The organism is Halorubrum sp. CSM-61 (assembly GCF_003781945.1).
Classification (GTDB): domain Archaea; phylum Halobacteriota; class Halobacteria; order Halobacteriales; family Haloferacaceae; genus Halorubrum.
This window is the reverse complement of the sequence record NZ_RJJW01000005.1, coordinates 73,903-92,903: the sequence shown is the minus strand read 5'-3', so window position 1 is coordinate 92,903 and position 19,001 is coordinate 73,903. Positions and strand designations below refer to the sequence as shown.

At 69.8% G+C, this 19,001-nt stretch carries 18 protein-coding genes; 12 read left to right on the top strand and 6 right to left on the bottom strand.

The genetic code is table 11. The features are described from left to right. Positions 1-61: 61 nt before the first annotated feature. Together EDM04_RS10125 and EDM04_RS10120 are read left to right on the top strand one after the other, a co-directional pair. The gene (locus tag EDM04_RS10125) at positions 62-1,999 is read left to right on the top strand and encodes an ABC transporter ATP-binding protein (protein ID WP_123621705.1); all 1,938 of its coding nucleotides are present in this window, start codon (positions 62-64) and stop codon (positions 1,997-1,999) included. A gap of 95 nt (positions 2,000-2,094) precedes the next feature. Beyond that, positions 2,095-2,778 carry an HAD family hydrolase gene (locus EDM04_RS10120; RefSeq protein ID WP_123621703.1) on the top strand — a complete coding sequence of 228 codons (684 nt, stop codon included), beginning with the start codon at positions 2,095-2,097 and terminating at the stop codon, positions 2,776-2,778. 21 nt (positions 2,779-2,799) lie between these two features. Here EDM04_RS10120 and EDM04_RS10115 read toward each other — a convergent pair whose 3' ends face one another. Further along, entirely contained in the window at positions 2,800-3,606 is an 807-nt protein-coding gene (locus tag EDM04_RS10115) for a hypothetical protein (protein WP_123621701.1), read from the bottom strand. A gap of 87 nt (positions 3,607-3,693) precedes the next feature. Here EDM04_RS10115 and EDM04_RS10110 point away from each other — a divergent pair, with 87 nt between their 5' ends. Beyond that, positions 3,694-4,461 (top strand): hypothetical protein, encoded by a 768-nt coding sequence (locus EDM04_RS10110; RefSeq protein ID WP_123621699.1) that lies wholly within the window; start codon positions 3,694-3,696, stop codon positions 4,459-4,461. Between the two features lies 1 nt (position 4,462). On the opposite strand, the gene EDM04_RS18525 is transcribed toward EDM04_RS10110, so the two are convergent. After that, on the bottom strand, positions 4,463-5,059 hold the full coding sequence (locus tag EDM04_RS18525) for a hypothetical protein (protein WP_164471117.1): 597 nt from the start codon (positions 5,057-5,059) through the stop codon (positions 4,463-4,465). A 187-nt stretch (positions 5,060-5,246) separates the two neighbouring features. On the opposite strand from EDM04_RS18525, the gene EDM04_RS10100 reads away from it, so the two are divergent. Both EDM04_RS10100 and EDM04_RS10095 read left to right on the top strand, forming a co-directional pair. Further along, on the top strand, positions 5,247-6,023 hold the full coding sequence (locus EDM04_RS10100; protein WP_123621697.1) for an aldo/keto reductase: 777 nt from the start codon (positions 5,247-5,249) through the stop codon (positions 6,021-6,023). A 107-nt stretch (positions 6,024-6,130) separates the two neighbouring features. Then, positions 6,131-7,024: a bifunctional methylenetetrahydrofolate dehydrogenase/methenyltetrahydrofolate cyclohydrolase gene (locus EDM04_RS10095; protein WP_123621695.1), complete on the top strand. Its 894-nt coding sequence runs from the start codon at positions 6,131-6,133 to the stop codon at positions 7,022-7,024. A gap of 110 nt (positions 7,025-7,134) precedes the next feature. On the opposite strand, the gene EDM04_RS10090 is transcribed toward EDM04_RS10095, so the two are convergent. Further along, the gene (locus EDM04_RS10090; RefSeq protein WP_123621693.1) at positions 7,135-8,301 is read right to left on the bottom strand and encodes a hypothetical protein; all 1,167 of its coding nucleotides are present in this window, start codon (positions 8,299-8,301) and stop codon (positions 7,135-7,137) included. A gap of 726 nt (positions 8,302-9,027) precedes the next feature. Here EDM04_RS10090 and EDM04_RS10085 point away from each other — a divergent pair. From EDM04_RS10085 to EDM04_RS10075, 3 genes are all read left to right on the top strand, one after another. Then, on the top strand, positions 9,028-9,435 hold the full coding sequence (locus EDM04_RS10085; RefSeq protein ID WP_206424448.1) for a hypothetical protein: 408 nt from the start codon (positions 9,028-9,030) through the stop codon (positions 9,433-9,435). Between the two features lie 140 nt (positions 9,436-9,575). After that, positions 9,576-10,667, top strand: coding sequence for a DUF1611 domain-containing protein (locus tag EDM04_RS10080; RefSeq protein ID WP_123621691.1), 1,092 nt, complete (start codon positions 9,576-9,578; stop codon positions 10,665-10,667). Then, positions 10,664-11,710, top strand: coding sequence for a dipeptide epimerase (locus EDM04_RS10075; RefSeq protein ID WP_123621689.1), 1,047 nt, complete (start codon positions 10,664-10,666; stop codon positions 11,708-11,710). Before EDM04_RS10080 ends, EDM04_RS10075 begins: the two co-directional genes overlap by 4 nt. A gap of 69 nt (positions 11,711-11,779) precedes the next feature. Here the strand turns inward: EDM04_RS10075 and EDM04_RS10070 are convergent, their stop codons facing one another. Next, positions 11,780-12,664: a PspA/IM30 family protein gene (locus EDM04_RS10070; protein WP_123621688.1), complete on the bottom strand. Its 885-nt coding sequence runs from the start codon at positions 12,662-12,664 to the stop codon at positions 11,780-11,782. Positions 12,665-12,856: 192 nt separating this feature from the next. Between EDM04_RS10070 and EDM04_RS10065 the strand changes: the two genes are divergently transcribed. Then, positions 12,857-13,828 (top strand): sugar phosphate isomerase/epimerase, encoded by a 972-nt coding sequence (locus EDM04_RS10065; protein WP_123621686.1) that lies wholly within the window; start codon positions 12,857-12,859, stop codon positions 13,826-13,828. Here the strand turns inward: EDM04_RS10065 and EDM04_RS10060 are convergent. Beyond that, positions 13,813-14,262, bottom strand: a complete 450-nt coding sequence (locus tag EDM04_RS10060; protein WP_241154888.1) for an NUDIX domain-containing protein — start codon at positions 14,260-14,262, stop codon at positions 13,813-13,815. The two genes, EDM04_RS10065 and EDM04_RS10060, sit on opposite strands and share 16 nt — an antisense overlap. A 91-nt stretch (positions 14,263-14,353) precedes the next feature. On the opposite strand from EDM04_RS10060, the gene EDM04_RS10055 reads away from it, so the two are divergent. Beyond that, positions 14,354-15,478 (top strand): Gfo/Idh/MocA family protein, encoded by a 1,125-nt coding sequence (locus EDM04_RS10055; protein ID WP_123621681.1) that lies wholly within the window; start codon positions 14,354-14,356, stop codon positions 15,476-15,478. Positions 15,479-15,543: 65 nt separating this feature from the next. On the opposite strand, the gene EDM04_RS10050 is transcribed toward EDM04_RS10055, so the two are convergent. Further along, positions 15,544-15,999: a type IV pilin gene (locus EDM04_RS10050; protein ID WP_123621680.1), complete on the bottom strand. Its 456-nt coding sequence runs from the start codon at positions 15,997-15,999 to the stop codon at positions 15,544-15,546. Positions 16,000-16,148: 149 nt separating this feature from the next. Between EDM04_RS10050 and EDM04_RS10045 the strand changes: the two genes are divergently transcribed. Both EDM04_RS10045 and EDM04_RS10040 read left to right on the top strand, forming a co-directional pair. Continuing rightward, on the top strand, positions 16,149-16,763 hold the full coding sequence (locus tag EDM04_RS10045) for a YIP1 family protein (protein ID WP_123621678.1): 615 nt from the start codon (positions 16,149-16,151) through the stop codon (positions 16,761-16,763). A 96-nt stretch (positions 16,764-16,859) separates the two neighbouring features. Continuing rightward, positions 16,860-18,998 carry a DHH family phosphoesterase gene (locus EDM04_RS10040; protein WP_123621676.1) on the top strand — a complete coding sequence of 713 codons (2,139 nt, stop codon included), beginning with the start codon at positions 16,860-16,862 and terminating at the stop codon, positions 18,996-18,998. The last annotated feature ends 3 nt before the right edge of the window (positions 18,999-19,001 follow it).

Below are 19,001 nucleotides of genomic sequence, written 5' to 3'. Positions count from 1 at the left end.
CCTCGCCCGGAAGAAGCGTCTCGCCCGGAGGCTCTTAACCCACGCGGGGCGGTGTAGCGGTATGGAGACGGACCCCGACTCGCTCGCCGATCCCTCGGAGACGCCCGGATCGTGGTCGGAGAACCCCGTCTGGCGACTGTACACCGAGTACGCCACCGGCCACCGGTACGCCGCCCTCGGGGCCGTCGCCACGGTCGTCGGCCGGGCGTTCGCGCTGGTCCCCGCCTTCGTCATCGGGCTGGCGGTCGACGCCGTCTTCCTCGCCGAGCGCCCGTACGCGCTCCCGCTGGTGCCGGCGGGGCTCGTTCCGGACACCGACGTCGGGAAGCTGTACTTCTCGATCGCGATCCTCGTGGGGGCGACCGTCGCCGGCGCGGTCGCCTCCTGGATCGAGGACTGGGGGTGGAGCGTCTTCGCCCAGCGCGTTCAACGGAACCTCCGCGTCGACGCCTACGAACGCCTGCAGGACCTCGAGCTCGCCTACTTCACCGGCAACCGCACGGGCGACCTGATGAGCATCCTCAACAACGACGTGAACGCCCTGGAGACGTTCCTCGAGGACGGGCTGAGCGCGACGCTGTGGATCCTCGCCACCGTCGGCGGCATCGGGCTGATACTCGTCGGGCTGAACCTCTCGCTGACGGCGGTGACCCTGTTTCCGATCCCGCTTCTCGCGGCGTTCACGCTTCTCTTCACCCGCCTCATCGAGCCGCGGTACCTCTCGATCCGCGAGGAGATCGGAGACCTCAACTCCCGGCTGGAGAACAACGTCAGCGGGATCGAGGTAATCAAAAGCGAGGGGGCAGAGCGGTTCGAGAGCGAGCGGGTGGCCGAGGCCTCGGACGAGTACCTCTCCGCCAACTTATCGGCAGTCAAGGTCCGGATCACGTACTTTCCGGGGCTGACCGTCATCTCCGGCGTCGGCTTCGCGGTCACGTTCCTCGTCGGCGGGCTGTGGGTGCTCGGACGCCCCGTGTTCGGCGTGACGAGCGCGCTCACGCCGGGGGCGTTCGTCACCTTCGTCATCTACGCCCAGCAGTTCCTCTGGCCGATCATCAGGCTGGGCGACGTCGTCGACGACTACGAGCGGGCCAAGGCCGCTGGGAGCAGGGTGCAGGGCGTGCTCTCGCGGGAGCCCGCGGTTCGGGACTCCCCCGACGCTCGGCCGCTCGAGGTCGACCGGGGGGACGTGACCTACGACGGGGTTCGGTTCGCGTATTCGGGGGAGACCGTGCTCACCGACGTCGACTTCGCGGCCGAGGGCGGGACGACCGTCGGGGTGGTCGGACCGACCGGCGCGGGCAAGTCGACGCTTCTGAAGCTGCTGCCGCGGCTGTACGACGTCGACGACGGCGCCGTCCGGATCGACGGCCAGGACGTTCGCGACGTGACGTTGCGGAGCCTCCGGCGGTCGATCGGCTACGTCAGCCAGGAGCCGTTCCTCTTCTACGGGACGGTCGCGGAGAACGTCCGGTACGGCACGTTCGACGCGAGCGACGGCGACGTCGAACGCGCCGCGCGGCGGGCGCAGGCCCACGAATTCATCGATAACCTGCCGGAGGGGTACGACACCCTCGTCGGCGAACGCGGGGTGAAGCTCTCCGGCGGCCAGCGCCAGCGGCTGGCGCTCGCGCGAACGATGCTCAAAGATCCCGCGATCTTGGTGTTAGACGAGGCGACCTCCGCGGTGGACACTGAGACGGAAGCGATAATTCAGGACCGGATCGCCGAGTTCGCCGCCGACCGGACGACGTTCGTCATCGCGCACCGGCTGTCGACCGTCCGGACGGCGGACCGGATCCTCGTCCTCGACGACGGGAGAGTGGTAGAAGACGGCACGCACGAGGGGCTCCTCGGGACCGACGGGCTGTACGCGAACTTCTGGCGCGTACAGACCGGCGACATCGCGTCGCTCCCGCGGGCGTTCCTCGAACGCGCGCTCCGGCGACAGGCGGTCGTCGATCTCGCCGACGACGGAAGCGAGGAGCGGTCGGACTGACCGCCTCGCGCGACGGGACAGCCCCCTCGGGAGGCGCCCGGTCGCCCGAACCGACCGGTGAAAGCTTTTTGCCGGTTACCGACGGAGAGGAGGTCGTGTACGACGCCGTCGTCCTCGATAAGGACGGGGTCCTCGTCGGTCGGACCCCCTTCGACACCCTCCGGGAGGCCGCTTGGGACGCCTTCGTGAGCCTCGGCGTCGAAGACCCGGACCTGGCCCACGTCGACGACGTCGCGGTCGGCGTCGACCCCGCCACCCTGACGGACATCTGCGAGCGCTACGGGCTCGACCCGGTCGAGTTCTGGCGGGTCCGCGACGAGACTGCCGCGAGCGCGCAGGTCGACGCGGCGCGGAGCGGGCAGAAGACCCCCTACGACGACGTCGACGCGCTCCGTTACCTCGATGCCGCGCTCGGGATCGTCTCCTCGAACCAACAGGCCACCGTCGACGCGGTCCTCGACCACTTCGGGCTCGCCGGGCGGTTCGACGTCGCGTACGGCCGCGAGCCCTCCGTCGCCAGCCTCTCGCGGAAGAAACCGTCGCCGTACTACATCGAGCGCGCCCTCGAGGACCTCGACGCCGACACCGCGGTCTTCGTCGGCGACAACGAGTCCGACATCCGGGCCGCCGACAACGCCGGCATCGACTCCGCGTTCATTCGGCGCCCGCACCGCCGATCGACCGAACTCTCCTGTCAGCCGACCTACGAGATCGACGACCTCCACGACCTCGTGAGCATCTGCGGGCGGGCGCCGGTCGAGACGCGCGACTCGATCTGACGGTGACGGCCCGGCCGGTGATCACCCCACCGACTCCGCCGGCGCCCGGTCCAGCCGCCGTCGAAGCCAGCGCTCGACGAGTCCGACCGCCGCGAGCGCGAGCGCCGCCGGTCCCAGAAACAGCAGGAGGACGGGACCGCCCTCTCCCCCCGTGAGCACGCCGCGCGCGAGCGGGGGAACGAGCAGCGCGAAACAGACCGCCGGGGAGACGAGCCCGAGCGCCGCCGCGGCGACCGGGACCGCGGCGGCGACCGTGGTCGTCGCGGCCATCACCGGGACGGCGGTTTCCGGGGAGACGCCGAACGCGGCGATCCGCGCGGTCGCGGCGACGCCGAAGACCCCGCCGAGGGCGACGCCGACGAGGGCGACGTCGCGGACTCGCGACGGCGCGGGCGGGAGGTTCCGCAGCCGATCGCCGCCGATCCCGTGCCGGCGCCGAAGCCCGAACTCGACGCCCGCCGCGACCGCGAGCAGGCCGACGACGACGGTCCATCCGCCCGCGTACGCCGAGAGGAACACGGTTCGGTCGACCACGAGGAAGCCCCCGACCTCGGACCACTCGGGCGGCGGGGGCAGCGCGTCCCGGAGCGTCGCCCATGCGAGCGCGAGGCCGAGCCCGCCGGCGGGCGAGAGCAGCCGAGTGTGCGCGACGACGAGCGCGACGAGGAACCCGGCGGCGAAGAGGCCGGTGGCGCGGCCGAGATCGGCCGAGGGCCACCGCTCGGGGGGCGCGTGGTTCAGGGCGCGGAACAGCAGTTCGACGACCGCGAGGTGGACCGCTCCGCCGCCGAATCCGGCGAGGAGGGTCCCGGCGGAGGGCCGGGGCATGGTCGGTGCGTCTCGCGGTCGGATTGTAGGCGTTTCGCCGCGAGGCGCGACCGAAATCCTGATTTCCCGCCTCGATGAGGTCCGCCCGTGTCCGACCCCTCCACTTCCACCGGTTCCAACGCTTCCGGCTCCGAACCCCCCGTCGATCCCGACGGATCCGACGGGGGCTCCGCGGTCGCAGACCGGTATCACCGCGTCGAGCGCGCCGCCAGCTGGGCGCTCGCGCTGCTCGTCGCTGGCGCCTTTCTCGCCGCCGTCGCCGCCGTCTCGTTTTGGGCGGGCGTGGTCGTCGCCGCCGTCCTCGCGGTCGCGCTCCGGGTACCGGTGTACCGGCGACGCGGCTCGGTCCGACTCCGGACGGAGGCGCCTCCGGACGCGGTGGTTCGAGAGTTCGCGTCGGCGCGGCCGCCGATCCTCGCGCTCCAGTGGGGCGTCGCGGACGAGGTGCGCGACGCCGGCGGCGAGGACGCGACCGCCGCGGACCGCCCGACCGGCACCCGAGCGGCCTACGAGTTCTCGTACCTGTTGGGGCTCCGAAGCGCCGATATCGACCTCGAAACCGACGTGCGGGTGGACGCGACGACGGCCGGAGGCGCACGCGAGGGGTCCGACGGTGACACCGTCGCGACCGTCTCGGTCGACGGGACGGCCGGAGACAGTCCCTGGGGCTCGTACGCGGTAACGGTCCGGGAGCCCGAAGACGGCGGGACGATCGTCGATGTCGAACTGCGACCGACCCGCCGGTTCGACCTCCGTCGGCTCCCGCAGGGATGGATCGCCGAGCGGTACTACGCCGAGGCGCTCGCGGCGCAGGGGTACGAGGTCGTCGAGCGGACGGTGTCGCTGACGGGGTGACTCACTCCAGCAGCTCGGTCTTCGGCGCGTCGATGGCCGTCCGAGTGACTCCCTCGTCCGCCTCCGCGCCGCGGAGGTCGACGCCGCGGAGCCGGAACGCGAGCGCCGCGCCGCTGCGCTCCACGGCGTCGAGCGGGCGGATTCGGGTCTCAGTGCGGTCGGCGTCACCGCCGGACTCGCCGCGTCCCCACCGCTTCCCGAACCAGCCGTCGTCGGCCTCCTCGTGGACCACGACGACCTCGTCGCCGTCGAACTCGACGCGCTCGACCGCACGCAGCGGGATCGTCGTGCGGCGGCCTTGGAGGACCGTCGCGGCGAGGGTCCCGGCGACGGTGAGCGCCGCGAGCGCCGTCAGCCAGACGGTCCCGCTCCCGTCCCCGACGGAGAGGAGCCGGGGAAGTGCGCCGAGAACCGTGAGCGCTGCTCCGACACCGGACCAGCCGACCGCGTCGACGACGGGGGCGACGCGGCCCCGCGAGAGGGCTCGCCCGGCGTGAACGGAGGCGGTCCGGAGTCGCCTCCGGACCCGGACCTCGTCCGGAGCGACCGTGACGGTTCCCGTGGCCGTCGTGAACGACCACGCTCCGGACTCCCTCATCCGTGCCGACGGACGGGGGAGGGGCGGTCGCGAGGCGGGGAGCGGGGCGGAAACGGCTCGGTCGGCGCGCCGGGGAACGCGCGACGTGGAGGGGACGTTCGCATTGACGGGTGAGGATCCCGCGGCCGGCGACGTAAATCTCCCGGCGACGCGGGGGACTTTTGTCCGCGACGCTCGGATCCCGCCCATGCACCTTCCGCCCGTCGGCCTCGGAACCATGGGGATCGACGATCCCGCCCCGATCGAGACCGCGCTCGCGCTCGGCTACCGCCACCTCGACACCGCCCGGATCTACGGCAACGAGGCGGTCGTCGGCGAGGGGCTGGCCGCCGGGATCGCCGCCGGCGACGTCGACCGCGAGGACGTAACGGTCGCCACGAAGCTGTGGATCGACGACCTCGCGGCCGAGGACGTCGGGCCGACCGCCCGCGAGAGCGCCGACCTGCTCGGCGTGGAGACGCTCGACCTGCTGTACGTCCATCGCCCGCGCGGAGCGTACGACCCCGAGACCACCCTCCCCGCGCTCGACCGACTGGTCGACGAGGGGCTCGTGCGCACCGTCGGCGTCTCGAACTTCGAGACCGACCAGCTCGACCGCGCGCTCGGCGTTCTCGACGCGCCGCTTGCGGCCCACCAGACGGAGCTGCACCCCCTGTTCTACCGCCCCGAACTGCTGGAACACGCCCGTGAGAACGGGTACACCGTGGTCGCCTACTCGCCGCTGGCAGGGGGGCGAGCGGGCGAGATCGACCCCGTGGCCGAGGTCGCCGAGGCCCACGGGACGACGCCCGAGGCGGTCGCGATCGCGTGGGCGACCGCGAAGGACCCGGTGGTGACGATCCCGAAGGCGTCGAGCGAGGAGCACCTCCGGACGAACCTGGCGGCCGCCGATCTCGAGTTGACTGACGCCGAGGTCGCCGCCATCGACGCCGTCGAGCGGGAGGAGGAACTGTTCCCGGAGTAGCCCCCTCGACGAAATCGATCCATAAATGAGGATCGAATACGAGATGAGATACCTTCGATGACCACGATCCCGCGTCATTTTTACGTCACCGCCGCCGACGGGCGGGTATGACCGAGATCATCGACGGAGAGGCGGTCGCCGCCGACGTGCGCGACGAGGTGGCCGCACACGTCGAGACGCTCGAAGAGGAGGGCGTGACGCCGGGACTCGCCACCGTGTTGATGAGCGACGACCCCGCGAGCGAGACGTACGTCTCGATGAAACAGCGCGACTGCGAGGAGGTCGGCATCGAGAGCGTCCACGTCGAGATCGACGCCGACGCTCCCGCCGAGGAGCTGTACGAGACCATCGACGACCTCAACGAGCGCGAGGACGTGCACGGGATTCTGGTCCAGCTTCCGGTCCCCGACCACGTCGACAAGCGGACCGTCCTCCGGCGGATCGCCCCCGAGAAGGACGTGGACGGCTTCCACCCGGAGAACGTCGGGCGGCTCGTCGCCGGCGACGCCCGGTTTAAACCCTGTACGCCCCACGGCGTCCAGAAGCTCCTCGACGCCTACGACGTGGAGACCGAGGGCGCCGACGCGGTCGTCGTCGGGCGGTCCGACATCGTCGGGAAGCCGATGGCGAATCTCCTGATTCAAAAGGGGCCGGTCGGGAACGCGACCACGACCGTCTGTCACTCGCGGACGGAGGACTTGGAGGGGAAGCTGGCGACCGCGGACATCGTGATCGCCGCGGTCGGGATCCCGGAGTTCGTCGACGGCTCGACGCTCAAGGAGGGCGCGACCGTGATCGACGTGGGGATCAACCGCGTCGACGCGGACACCGAGAAGGGGTACGAGCTCGTCGGCGACGTGGAGTACGAGTCGGCGACGGAGACCGCGGGCGCGATCACGCCCGTCCCCGGCGGCGTGGGACCGATGACGCGCGCGATGCTCCTTTATAATACGGTGAAGGCGGCCGGCCTCCAGTCGGACGTGTCGATCGACCTCGACTGAGGCGGAGCGGTGGCGTCAGACCGGTGCGCAGAGCCCCGCCGTCGCGCGGCGATCGTGGGCCACCGGCTGTCGACGCCGCGGTCTGCGCCCGGTCTCAACTGATCCGGTCGCTAGTCCCGCCTGTTCGGGACTCCGACGTCGTCGACGTCGGATCGGAGATCAACGACGTTCTCGCGACCGATCCTGGCCCGGTCGATGACTTCCTTTTCCTCCAGATCCGACAGCACGCGGCTCACTTTCGCCTTCGACCACTCCGTCGACTCGATGATCTGACTCTGTCGCATTCGCCCCTCGTTTTCGTCGAGAAGCCGGTAAACGACTTCCTCGTTCGTCAGGATCGACTCGTCGATCGGCGACCGATTCGCCTCGCTCGTTCCGCCCGCCGCGTTCCGATCCGTTTCGGTGCCATCGGTGCCCGACGCGGCGGAGCGGTCGCTCGCATTCACGTCCTCGTCCCCGCGTCTACGAACCATCAACACGCCCGTCCCGGCGATCGCGATCAGCCCGGCGATCGCCCCGGCCAGATACCGGTGGAGAAGGTAGGGCTCGGTCGGATCGAGTCCTAACCGAACGAGCGTCGCGTCGTTGACACCGTCTCCCGTCGTGTCGAGTGCCAGCGGGTTCGTTCCGTATTTTTTCACCTCCTCCCAGTCGGTCAGTCCGTTCCCCGACGTGTCGGGAGTCGTGATGTCCGTCCCGTGCTCGAACTCCTCCTCGTTCGTGAGTCCGTCTCCGGTGAGATCGCCCTCTCGTTCGATCACCCTCACCTGAACCGTCTTTTCGTCCACGATCTCATCGTCGCTCAGGCTCCGTTCGGACAGCTCCAGCAGGATCGTGTGGTTCCCGGTCGCGTTACTCGGCCATGTATCGATAGAGAGCGGAATGTTCTGAGTAGAGTCCGCGGACAGTCGGAGTTCCCCGCAGTCGAACGACACCGACGAGTCTCCCTCCTCGCTAAATCCCCGTCCACAGAGGTCGAACGACCCGTCCTCTCCCCGGGACTCGACGGTGACGTTCACGTGGAGCTCCCCCTCCTGCCAGACGAACGGGGGCCCGGGATGGTCGCCGATCGTCTCGTACTGTGACTCGTCGTACCCGTCGCCCTCGAGCGTCACGTTCTGTATCGCGACGCCGTCCGAGTTCGTTTGGGCAGTCTCGGGACTCTCGCTGCTCGCCGGCGACGCTTCACCGGGAGCGGCCACCGCGCCCGAAAGCACTACGACGACGAGAACGAGACAGATGACGCAGACGCGTCCGAACTCGCCGAATCTGTACATGATCTCAGACCCCACTCGTCGCCGCGGACGAGCGATACCGTTTCTTCCGCGCTCGGCGTGTGAACGGTGGTCTTAGCCACGATGCTCTCGAAAGCGGTGTGAGTCGTGGACGGAGTAGCGGTGACGCGTATTCACGTGTGGCCATTGAGATCTGTTAGAGGGTGATGCAGAACCCGCGTTCCTACCCCTGAAACACACCGTTGTGCCTAAATTAACTTTTCGTTCAGTAGGATCTCACGGTGCTGCTCGCACGAACGAGGAACTGTTCCGCCCTCGACGCGGGGTCCGTCCAAACGCCGATTCCCGCTTCGGAGTAGCGGAGGACGTTTCGCCGTCGCTCGTCGGCCGAGACCCGAAACACACCGCCCGTTTTGACGGGTACCGCGCCGAAATCGAGGTTCTCGATACCCGAAAGCGAGTCGACGGGAACGTCGCCGGTCGCTGTGTCTGGTTCCGAACGCGCCGGTTTGTCGGACCATCTGATCGCCCGATTTCGCCCAGTTTCGCCGAATTCGCTCTCAAGACGCGGTCCGTCCTCGACGCGTCCGCGGATATCTCCGCTGGTCGAAAGTCGCACGCCCGTACCCAGAGAAATGGCGTCTCAGTGACTGTATCTCTCAGTTTCATCCGATTCCACGCCATCGTTTCGTCTTAACGATCCAGCTGTTTCCTTACCTGACTCATTACGATAGACGACTGGCAGAGTGGGGGTAACGGGGGCAACCCATGGCACGAAAAGAGCTCGACCGTCGAAAGTTCGTTAGTATCGTCGGTGCGGCCGGAATAGTCGGCCTCGCCGGCTGTGGAGACGATCCGGAAGCGCCTTCGAACGGCACCGATGACGGAACAGACGGCACCGACGACGGAACCGACGGCACCGACGACGGCACCGACGGCACCGACGACGGAACCGACGGCACCGACGACGGCACCGACGGCACCGACGGGACGGACGACGGTACCGACGGGACGGACGACGGAACAGACGAGACGGACGACGGCACGGACGACGATACGAACGGCACGGACGACGATACGAACGCCACGGACGACGATACGAACGCCACGGACGACGATACGAACGCCACGGACGACGAGTCGGGCAACGAGACGGACAACGAAACAGACGTGTAACCGACGCGCCAGCGAGGACCGCGCTGGAACCATCGGTGTTTTTCGAGGAGAGGATCTCGATCCTGAGAGACGGCCCGTCGACGTGCCGGTCGTCCGGCCACCCCGACCCTTTTAAGCCCGATCGGATCGACCGCCCGAACATGAGCGACGACCGGATCGTCATCCTCGCCCACGAGAAGTTCCCGGACCGCGCGAAGACCGCCCTCGGAGTGATGCGGTACGGCGACCAGGACGTGCGCGCCGTGCTCGACCGCGACCGCGCCGGCGACCGCGTCAACGACCACGTCCCCGACATCCGGGACGCGCCGATCGTGGAGTCGTTCGAGGACGCGTACGCGGCCGCCGACGGCGACCTGGACGCCTTATATATCGGGATCGCGCCGATCGGCGGCGGCTTCGACGAGTCGTGGCGCTCCGACGTGGAGGCCGCGATCGAGGCCGGCTGCGACGTGGTGAGCGGCCTCCACTACTTCTTAAACGAGGACGAGGAGATCGCCGCGCTGGCCGCCGAGCACGGCGTCGACCTCGTCGACGTGCGCGAGCCCGACGACGACCTCACCGTCGCCACCGGGGGCTCCGGCGATATCGACGCCGACGTGGTGTGTACGGTCGGCACCGACTGCTCGGTCGGGAAGATGACCGCCTCGCTGGAGATCGTCGCGGCCGCCCGCGAGCGCGGGATCGACGCCGCGTTCGTCCCGACCGGCCAGACCGGGATCATGATCGCCGGGTGGGGGAACCCGATCGACCGCGTCGTCTCCGACTTCACGGCGGGCGCGGTCGAGGAGATGCTCGTCGAGGTCGGCGGCGACCACGACCTCCTCGTCGTCGAGGGGCAGGGGAGCATCGTCCACCCCGCCTACTCGGCGGTCACCTGCGGCATCCTCCACGGGTCGATGGCCGACGGGCTCGTGCTCTGTCACGCCACGGGCCGCGAGGCGGTCCACGGCTACGAGTCGTTCTCGCTCCCGCCGCTCGCCGACTACGTCGACCTCTACGAGGGGCTCGCGGCGCCCGTCAACGAGGCGAGCGTCGTCGCCGGCGCGCTCAACACGAAAGACGTCGACGAGGACGCGGCCGCCGCCGACATGGTCGACGACTTCGGTGACGAGATCGGTACCCCGGCCGCCGACCCGGTCCGCGACGGGGCCGATCGGATCGTGGACGGGATCGTCGACGCGGGGCTCGGCGAGGGGGCCGCGACGACCGACGGCGGGGCCGCCGAGCGATGAGCCTCGACGCGACCTTCGAGCGGGTCTCGCTCCCCCTGGAGGACCCGTTCACTATCTCTCGGGGCACCCAGACCGACGCCGAGAACGTGATCGTGCAGATCACGGACGAGGCCGGGATGACCGGCGTCGGCGGCGCGGCGCCCTCGGCCCACTACGGCGAGACCGCGGACACCGTCGAGGCCGTGCTCCCGGACCTGCTCGCCGCGGTCGAGCGCGTCGGCGACCCGCACGCCCTCCACGAGATCGAGACCGAACTGGCGACCGTCGTCAACGACAACCCCGCGGCCCGCGCCGCCGTCTCGATCGCGGTCCACGACCTCGCCGCGAAGCGGCTCGGCGTCCCCCTCCACCGCCTCTGGGGGCTCGACCCGTCGGCCGCGCCGGCGACCTCGTACACGATCGGGCTCGACGAGACGGAGCGCGTCCGGGAGAAGGCCGAGGCCGCGGTCGAGGCCGGCTACCCCGTCCTCAAGATCAAGCTCGGCACCGACCGGGACCGCGAGCTGATCGACGCGGTCCGCGAGGCCGCGCCCGACGCCCGGCTCCGCGTCGACGCCAACGAGGCGTGGACGCCGAAGGAGGCGGTCCGGAAGTGCGAGTGGCTCGCCGACCGCGACATCGAGTTCGTCGAGCAGCCGGTCCCCGCCGAGGACCCGGAGGGGCTCCGGTTCGTCTACGAGCGCTCCGCGCTCCCGATCGCCGCCGACGAGTCCTGCGTGACGCTCTCAGACGTGCCGGAGATCGCGGACCGCTGCGACATCGCGAACCTGAAGCTGATGAAGACCGGCGGGCTGCTGGAGGCGAGGCGGCTGATCGCCGCCGCGCGTGCCCACGGCCTCGAGGTGATGTGCGGCTGCATGATCGAGTCGAACGCGTCGATCGCGGCGGCGGCCCAGCTCGCGCCCCTGCTCGACTACGCCGACCTCGACGGCTCGCTTTTGCTCGCCGAGGACCCGTACGACGGCGTTGACCTCTCCGGCGGCGAGATCCGGCTCGGCGACCTCGACCGCGCGGGGACCGGGGCGCGGCTGCGGTCGGAGTAAGCGGCGGGAGCGGGAACCGAAGCGAAAACGAAACGAAAGCGGGGACCGACCGCGCCTCGCGCGCCGCCGTCAGTTCCGTTGTTCGTCGGCGTCGGCCTCGGACTCCTCTAGCTCCACGTCGACTTCCTCGTCTGTGTCGGTGTTTCCGTCAAGATCGGCCTCGAGGTCGTCCGAGTCGATCTCTGACTCGATGTCGGCAAGCTCGTCGTCGATCTCCTCGTCGGTGCTCGCCTCGCCGTCGTCGCTCGCGGGCTCGCCCTTTCCGAGCTCGCCTTTCAGCGTCTCCAGCTCGGCGTCGACCTCCCGGTTCGACGAGAGCCCCTCCAGCTCGCGGTCGATCTCGTCTTTGTCGGAGAGCGCGTCCTCGAAGGCCCCCGACTCCTCGAGCTCGTTCATCGCCTCCGACCGCGCCTCCATCTCCTCGGTGCGCTCCTCGGCGCGCTCGATCGAACGGCTCACGTCCTCCATCTCGTCGCCGACGCCCGTCATCGCCTCCGAGACGCGCGAGGACGCCTCCGCGGCCTGATAGCGGGCCTTCATCGTCTCCTTCTTCGTGCGGAACTCCTCGATGCGGTTCTGGAGCTTGTTCTTCTTCTCGACGAGCTGGTCTTGCGTGTCGTTCAGATCCGCGATCTGTCCCTCCAGCTCCTCGATCTGGCTCATCTTCGACTTCTTCTTCTCGAGGGCCTTCCGCGCGAGGTCGTCGCGGTCCTGCTGGACCGCCTCGCGAGCCTGTCGGTTGTGCTTCTCGACGTTCTCCTCCAGCTTGCGCTTTTGAATCTCCAGTCGCTTCTTCTGGGTCGTGAGGTCGGCGATCCCCTGTTTCACGTCCTGGAGCTCGTCGCGCATCTGTTCGTACGAGTAGTCGAGCGTCTCCGACGGGTCCTCCGTCCGATTCAGGAGGGCGTTCAGCTTCGAGCGGATGACGTAGGAGGCGCGCGAGAGGATTCCCATACCCGTCATACGCGCTCCACCCGTTAAAACCTCATGTGGTTCACAGTCTCGCTCGACGGCCGAGACGGGGCGACGAGCCGGCGTCCGGCCGTCGCGGGGTTCCGCGGTTCCGGCTCGCCTGCGATCCGACTCCCTCTCGGTCCGAGTGACGCTTCCTGAAGATTTATTCGGGGTGTTGTACTATCTCTTCGCATGGACATCGGTGTGCTAACCGTTCCCTTGGGCGGCGAATCGATCGACGACGCGGCCGCGTACCTCGACGAGATCGGCGTCGACGCCGTCGAGCTCGGCGTCGGCGGGTGGCCCGGCGAGGACCACGTCGACCGCGAGGCGGTCCTCGACGACGACGCGGCGCAGGCGGAGCTCCGAGAGGTGCTCGACGAACACGGGCTCCGGATCTCCGCGCTCGCGACCCACAACAACCCGCTCCATCCCGACGACGAGCGGGCCGCGGAGGCCGACCGGGAGCTCCGCGAGGCGATCGAGCTGGCGGACCAGCTGGACGTCGGCACGGTCACCTGCTTCTCCGGGCTCCCCGGCGGCGCGCCGGGCGACTCCACGCCGAACTGGGTCACGGCGCCGTGGCCGACCGAGCACGCCGACGCGCTCGACTACCAGTGGGACGAGGTCGCCATTCCCTACTGGGAGGACCTGGCGGAACACGCCGAGTACCACGGCGTCGACGTCGCCATCGAGATGCACCCGAACATGCTGGTGTACGAGCCGACCGGGATGCTCGCGCTGCGGGAGGCGACGAACGAGCGGATCGGCGCCAACTTCGACCCCTCGCACCTCTACTGGCAGGGGATCGACGTCACCGAGGCCATCCGCTTTTTGGGCGACCACGGCGCGATCCATCACTTCCACGCGAAGGACACCAAAGTGTACGACGCGAACGCACGCGTGAAAGGCGTCCTCGACACGACCGGCTACACCGAGGAGCCCGACCGCTCGTGGCTGTTCCGTTCGATCGGCTACGGTCACGACGAGGGCCACTGGAAGGACGTGGTCTCGACGCTCCGAATGGTCGGCTACGAGGGCGCGCTCTCGATCGAGCACGAGGACTCGCTCACGTCGAGCCGCGAAGGGTTAGAGAAGGCGGTCGACGTGCTCGACCGCGCCGTCTTCGAGACGCGGCCGGGCGACGCCTACTGGGCCGAGTGAGGCTCGGACGCGAGCTCGTCGAGGAGCGTCTCGCCGTAGAAGCGGTCCGGTCCCGATCGGAGGTCTCGGGGGCGTTTCCACGTCGCGCGTAGCTCGACGCCGAGGTCGGGCTCGACGAACGAGAACTCCGCTCGGTCGTACGGCCACTCTTCGACGATGGCCGCCTCGTAGACGCGCCAGACCTCGTGGTGACGGTCGTCGTCGTGGTCGAAGACCCGCTCGTAGGTCCCCACCGGCGAGACGCCGTCGAGGGTCACCCCGAGCTCCTCGTCGAACTCGCGGTGTAGCGCCTCGCGGCTGTGCTCGCCGAACTCCACGCCCCCGCCGAGGAGCCGGTAGTTCCGCCCCTCCGTCTCGTCGGGGTCGATCTCTTGGACCAACAGCTCTTCGCCTCGTCGGATCGCACCCAGGGTGACGACGCGTATGCCGCTCACGAACGGGGGTCGCGGCGTCGGCTCAAAACCGCACCGATCCGGACTCAGAAAACCACCCACACTCAATACCCGTTGTAGAGTACACGGAGCCATGACGCTCAACATCGGCGTGCTTGGGTATCGGTTCATGGGCAAGGCGCACTCGAACGCGCTGGCGCGGCTCCCGATGTTCTTCCCGGACGCGCCCGACATCGAGCGACACACCCTCGTCGGGCGCGACGAGGCGGCGCTCGCGGACGCCGCGGAGCGGTTCGGCTTCTCCCACACCGCGACCGACTGGGAGGACGCGCTCGACGAGGTGGACGTCTTCTACAACCTCGGGCCGAATCACGTCCACGCGGAGCCGTCGATCGCGGCCCTCGACGCGGGCGTCCCGGTCCTCTGTGAGAAGCCGCTCGCGCCGACCCTCGACGAGGCCGAGGCGATGCGCGACGCCGCGGCCGACGCCGACGTGCCGACGGCCACCGCGTTCAACTACCGGTTCGTCCCCGCGATCCGGTACGCGAAGGGGCTGATCGAGGACGGCGAGCTCGGCGAGATCCGGCAGGTGCGCGGGCGGTACCTACAGGACTGGCTCGTCGACCCCGAGGCGCCGTGGGCGTGGCGGCTCGACGGCGACATGGCGGGATCGGGCGCGCTCGGCGACCTCGGCGCGCACACGCTCGACCTCGCGGACTTCCTCGTGGGCGACGCGGTCGGCGGGGTCGACCGCGTCTCCGGCCACCTGCAGACGTTCGTCGACGAGCGACCCGTCTACGACGACGACGGGAGCGTCGAGGAGTACCGCGACGTGACCGTCGACGACGCCTACACCGCGCAGGTCGCCTACGAGTCGGGCGCGATCGGGAACTTCGAGGCGAGCCGGTTCGCGGAGGGCCACAAGAACGACCACGCGATCGAGGTACACGGCTCGAAGGGGAGCCTGAAGTTCTCCCTCGAGCGGCTCAACGAGCTGGAGGTGCTCCGCGAGGGCGACCGCGGGTACCAGACCGTGCTGATCACCGACGAGACCGACCCGTACGTCGACCACTGGTGGCCGCCGGGCCACGTGATCGGGTGGGAGCACACGTTCGTCCACGAGAACTACGAGTTCCTCTCCGCGGTCGCCGAGGGCGGCGAGTTCGAGCCGTCGTTCGAACAGGGGTACGCGGTTCAGAAGCTCCTCGACGCGGTCGTCCGCGCCGACGACCGCGGCGAGTGGGTGTCAGTGGAGTAACGGCGGCGGTAGAGTAGCGGCGGCCGAGTGACTCCGAGACGACCTCAGACGCCGACCGGTCCGAATCAGGCTCCGGTCGCGCCGAGCGGGTCCCGCCCGGCGCTGCCCTCGATCGCCGAGTCCTCCCCTTCGTAGGTGCCGAGCGTCTCGTAGGTGTCGAAGGCGACCGGCTCCCAGACGATCTCGACGTCCTCGTTCCCGGTCGCGTTGGGCACGGTCACCCGGTCGCCCGGCCGCACGACCCCCCCGCCCGGCCACGCGCCGAACTGAACCTCCTCGTCGGGGTCCTCGCCGCGGACGTACAGCTCCTCGGCCGGGACCGGTTCGGGGCCGATCGCGACGACGACGAGGTCGGCCCCGTCTTTCTCGACTTGGAACTCCGCGTCCGGAGGCGCGACGCCGTCGATCAGGCCGAAGACCGCGGCGCCGACGAGCGCCAGGAGAACCACGACGATGCCGACGAGCATCCCCGAGCCGGCTATCGGGGTGAACCCCCGTTCGTCGCTCCGGAACGCACTCATTCGCGTGCTGCTCCGCGAGGGGCGGTATAAGGCTTTTCGCGCCGGCTATCAGACGAGATAACGCGGAGGCGATCCGGACGCGGGTCGTCCCGTCCCGCGGCGCAGACCGGAACCGGAACCCCGTTATTCCACCCGTCCGAAGGGCGACCGTGACATCGTGGATCGAGGAGCGGGAGGGCGGTCGGGCCCGCGGACCGCGCGCGATCGCTCGGGCGTGGGTCGAAGCGCTGATCCGGCCGCGTCGCCTCTTCGCCAACGGCGTGGCGCCCGGCGATCAGGCCCCGGCGCTGACGTTCGCCGTCGCGGTCGCCGCCGCCTACGCGCTCGGCTGGATCGTCTCGGACCCGGGCGCCGTCCCCGGGATCGTCGCGTCACCGCTCGTCTCGGCGGCGATCCTGTTCCTCCTCGTGGTCGTGTTGGCCGCGCCGGTGGGGCTCCACCTGACCGCGGCGGTCGCGACGCTGTCGGTGATCCTCGCCAGCGTCGAGTACGACGGCGGGCTCACGCTGCGCGACCGGGGCGGGGTCAGCGAGACGGTGCAGGTGGTCGCGTACGCCAGCTCGCCGATGGCGCTGGCCGGTCCGCCGATCCCGGTTCTGCGGGTCGTCTGCGGCGCGTATGCGGCAGCGCTACTGCTGATCGGCTTCCGTACCGTTCACGGGACCACCCCGCTCCGCACGCTCGTCGCGGGGGTTCCCCCCGCTCTCCTCGGGTACGGCGTCGGCTACCGCGTCGTCGCCGCGGCCCGGTCGCTGATCGGATGACATCCGGCGGGCGACCGTCGGACCCCCGTATTCGGCCGTTCGCTCCCGCGAGGCTTTCGACAACCGTTTTAAGCCCGAGACTCTCGGTGTACTCAAATGGGATCCTGTATCATTTGTGGCGTCGACGTCGACGGAGGCGGTCGCATCTGCGATCCGCACCAAGAGGACGTCGTGTTCGACTTCCGAGGCGACTCTCCGGACGAGCTCGTTCCGAGCCGATTCTACCGCGGCGTCGTCGACGGCTACGCCGAGTTCGGCGTGTTCGTCGACCTCGCGCCGGGCGTGACCGGTCTCCTCCACCGGTCGGAGCTCGACCGACGGCTCGACAGCCTCCACTGGGAGCCGGGCGACGAGGTGTTCGTGCAGGTGAAGGGCGTCCGTGACAACGGGAACGTCGACCTCGCGTGGTCGATCCGGCAGGCCGACCGCGAGTTCCGCGGCGTGCTCGTGCAGGACGGCGACGACGAGTTCCTCCCCGAGGAGGACGGCGAGGAAGACGACGCGGAGGCGGACGAATCCGACGCGAACGACGACGACATCGCGGCCGAGGGCGACGACGAACCCTCCGAGACTCACGACGCCGACGAGCCGGGCGAGGGCGACGAGACCGACGAGAGCGAAGCGGAGTCGGCCGACGAGGAGGACGAAGTCGTCGAAACGACCGACGCCGACGAGGCCGCTGAAACTGACGAGGCCGCTGAAACTGACGAGGCCACCGAGGACGACCTCGACGACGACCGAGAGCGCGTCGGGATCGGCACCCTCGCGGACGCGGTCGGCGACGCGGTGCGGATCGACGGCGAGGTCGTCAGCGTTCGACAGACCGGCGGCCCGACGGTCTTCGAGGTCCGAGACGAGACGGGCGTCGTCGACGTGGCCGCGTTCGTCGAGCCGGGCGTCCGCGCGTACCCGGACGTCGAGGTCGGCGACGCGGTGCGGATCGACGGCGAGGTCGAGAGCCACCGCGGCGACGTGCAGGTCGAGTCCGAGGCGCTCGTCCTCCTGGAGGGCGAGGAGGCCGAGGCCGTCCGCCGCCGGCTCGCCGAGGCGCTCACCGCCGAGGCCCGCCCGGAGGGGCTCCAGCCGCTCGCGGGCGACGAGACGGTCGCGGAGCTCGCCGACGGGCTCCTCGACGCCGCGGAGGCGATCCGCCGCGCGGTCCTCGAGTCGCGCCCGATCGTCGTGCGTCACCCGGCCACCGCCGACGGCTACGTCGCCGGCGCCGCGGTCGAGCGCGCCGTGCTCCCGCTGATCCGCGAGGAGCACGCGAAGAGCGACGCGGAGTACCACTACTTCACCCGTCGCCCGCTCGACGACCCCGTCTACGGGATGGACGCGGCGACCAACGACGCGACCCGCATGCTGCAGGACCGCGACCGCCACGACGAGCAGCTCCCTCTCTTCCTGCTCGTCGGCACCGGCTCCACGGTCGAGTCCGCCGACGGCATCGACCTGCTGTCCGTCTACGGGGTCGACGCGGTCGTCGTCGACGCCGAGGTCGCCGACTCCGAGACGCGCGACGCGGTCGACACGCTCGTCTCGCCCGAGATCGACGGCGTCGACGCCGACCTCTCGACGGGCGCGCTCGTCGCCTCGATGGCCTCCGCGGTCAACGACGAGGTCCGCGACGACCTCCGGCACCTGCCGGCGGTGAGCTACTGGGCGGAGACCCCCGACCGCTACGTCGAGCTCGCCCGCGACGCCGGCTACGACGCCGAGCGCGTCGCGGAGCTCCGCGAGGCGGTCGCCCTGGAGGCGTACTACCAGTCGTATCAGGACAAGCGCGAGCTCGTCGCCGACCTCCTCTTCGAGGACGGCGGCAACCTCGCGGCCCACGTCTCCGAGCAGTTCCGCGAGAAGCTGGAGACGGAGGTCCAGACCGCGACCGAGAACGTCGTCACCGAGGCGGTCGACGGCGTCGAGTTCGCCGTGCTCGACACCGACGGCTACACCCACCGCTACGACTTCCCGCCGACGCCGCTCCTGCTCGACGACCTCCACCGCCGGAACGCCGACGGCGAGGCGTACGCGACGGTCGGTATCGGCACCGACGAGCTGTTCATTCGGACGACCGCGGACGTGTCGGTCCGCGCCGTGGCCGAGCGCGCGGCCGAGCTGGCGCCGAACGCCGACGTCGCCACCGCCGGCCTCCGAGAAGGGAAGATCGAGTTCCTCTCCGGCGAGCGCGACGCGGTCGAGGACGCGGTCGTCGCGGCGGTCGCCGAGGCGTTCTGAGGA

Bases quoted from the DNA above. Each gene is read 5' to 3' on its own strand.
- EDM04_RS10125 (WP_123621705.1), top strand. From the start codon at position 62: ATGGAGACGGACCCCGACTCGCTCGCCGATCCCTCGGAGACGCCCGGA.
- EDM04_RS10115 (WP_123621701.1), bottom strand. From the start codon at position 3,606: ATGCCCCGGCCCTCCGCCGGGACCCTCCTCGCCGGATTCGGCGGCGGA.
- EDM04_RS18525 (WP_164471117.1), bottom strand. From the start codon at position 5,059: ATGAGGGAGTCCGGAGCGTGGTCGTTCACGACGGCCACGGGAACCGTC.
- EDM04_RS10100 (WP_123621697.1), top strand. From the start codon at position 5,247: ATGCACCTTCCGCCCGTCGGCCTCGGAACCATGGGGATCGACGATCCC.
- EDM04_RS10095 (WP_123621695.1), top strand. From the start codon at position 6,131: ATGACCGAGATCATCGACGGAGAGGCGGTCGCCGCCGACGTGCGCGAC.
- EDM04_RS10090 (WP_123621693.1), bottom strand. From the start codon at position 8,301: ATGTACAGATTCGGCGAGTTCGGACGCGTCTGCGTCATCTGTCTCGTT.
- EDM04_RS10085 (WP_206424448.1), top strand. From the start codon at position 9,028: ATGGCACGAAAAGAGCTCGACCGTCGAAAGTTCGTTAGTATCGTCGGT.
- EDM04_RS10080 (WP_123621691.1), top strand. From the start codon at position 9,576: ATGAGCGACGACCGGATCGTCATCCTCGCCCACGAGAAGTTCCCGGAC.
- EDM04_RS10075 (WP_123621689.1), top strand. From the start codon at position 10,664: ATGAGCCTCGACGCGACCTTCGAGCGGGTCTCGCTCCCCCTGGAGGAC.
- EDM04_RS10070 (WP_123621688.1), bottom strand. From the start codon at position 12,664: ATGGGAATCCTCTCGCGCGCCTCCTACGTCATCCGCTCGAAGCTGAAC.
- EDM04_RS10065 (WP_123621686.1), top strand. From the start codon at position 12,857: ATGGACATCGGTGTGCTAACCGTTCCCTTGGGCGGCGAATCGATCGAC.
- EDM04_RS10055 (WP_123621681.1), top strand. From the start codon at position 14,354: ATGACGCTCAACATCGGCGTGCTTGGGTATCGGTTCATGGGCAAGGCG.
- EDM04_RS10050 (WP_123621680.1), bottom strand. From the start codon at position 15,999: ATGAGTGCGTTCCGGAGCGACGAACGGGGGTTCACCCCGATAGCCGGC.
- EDM04_RS10040 (WP_123621676.1), top strand. From the start codon at position 16,860: ATGGGATCCTGTATCATTTGTGGCGTCGACGTCGACGGAGGCGGTCGC.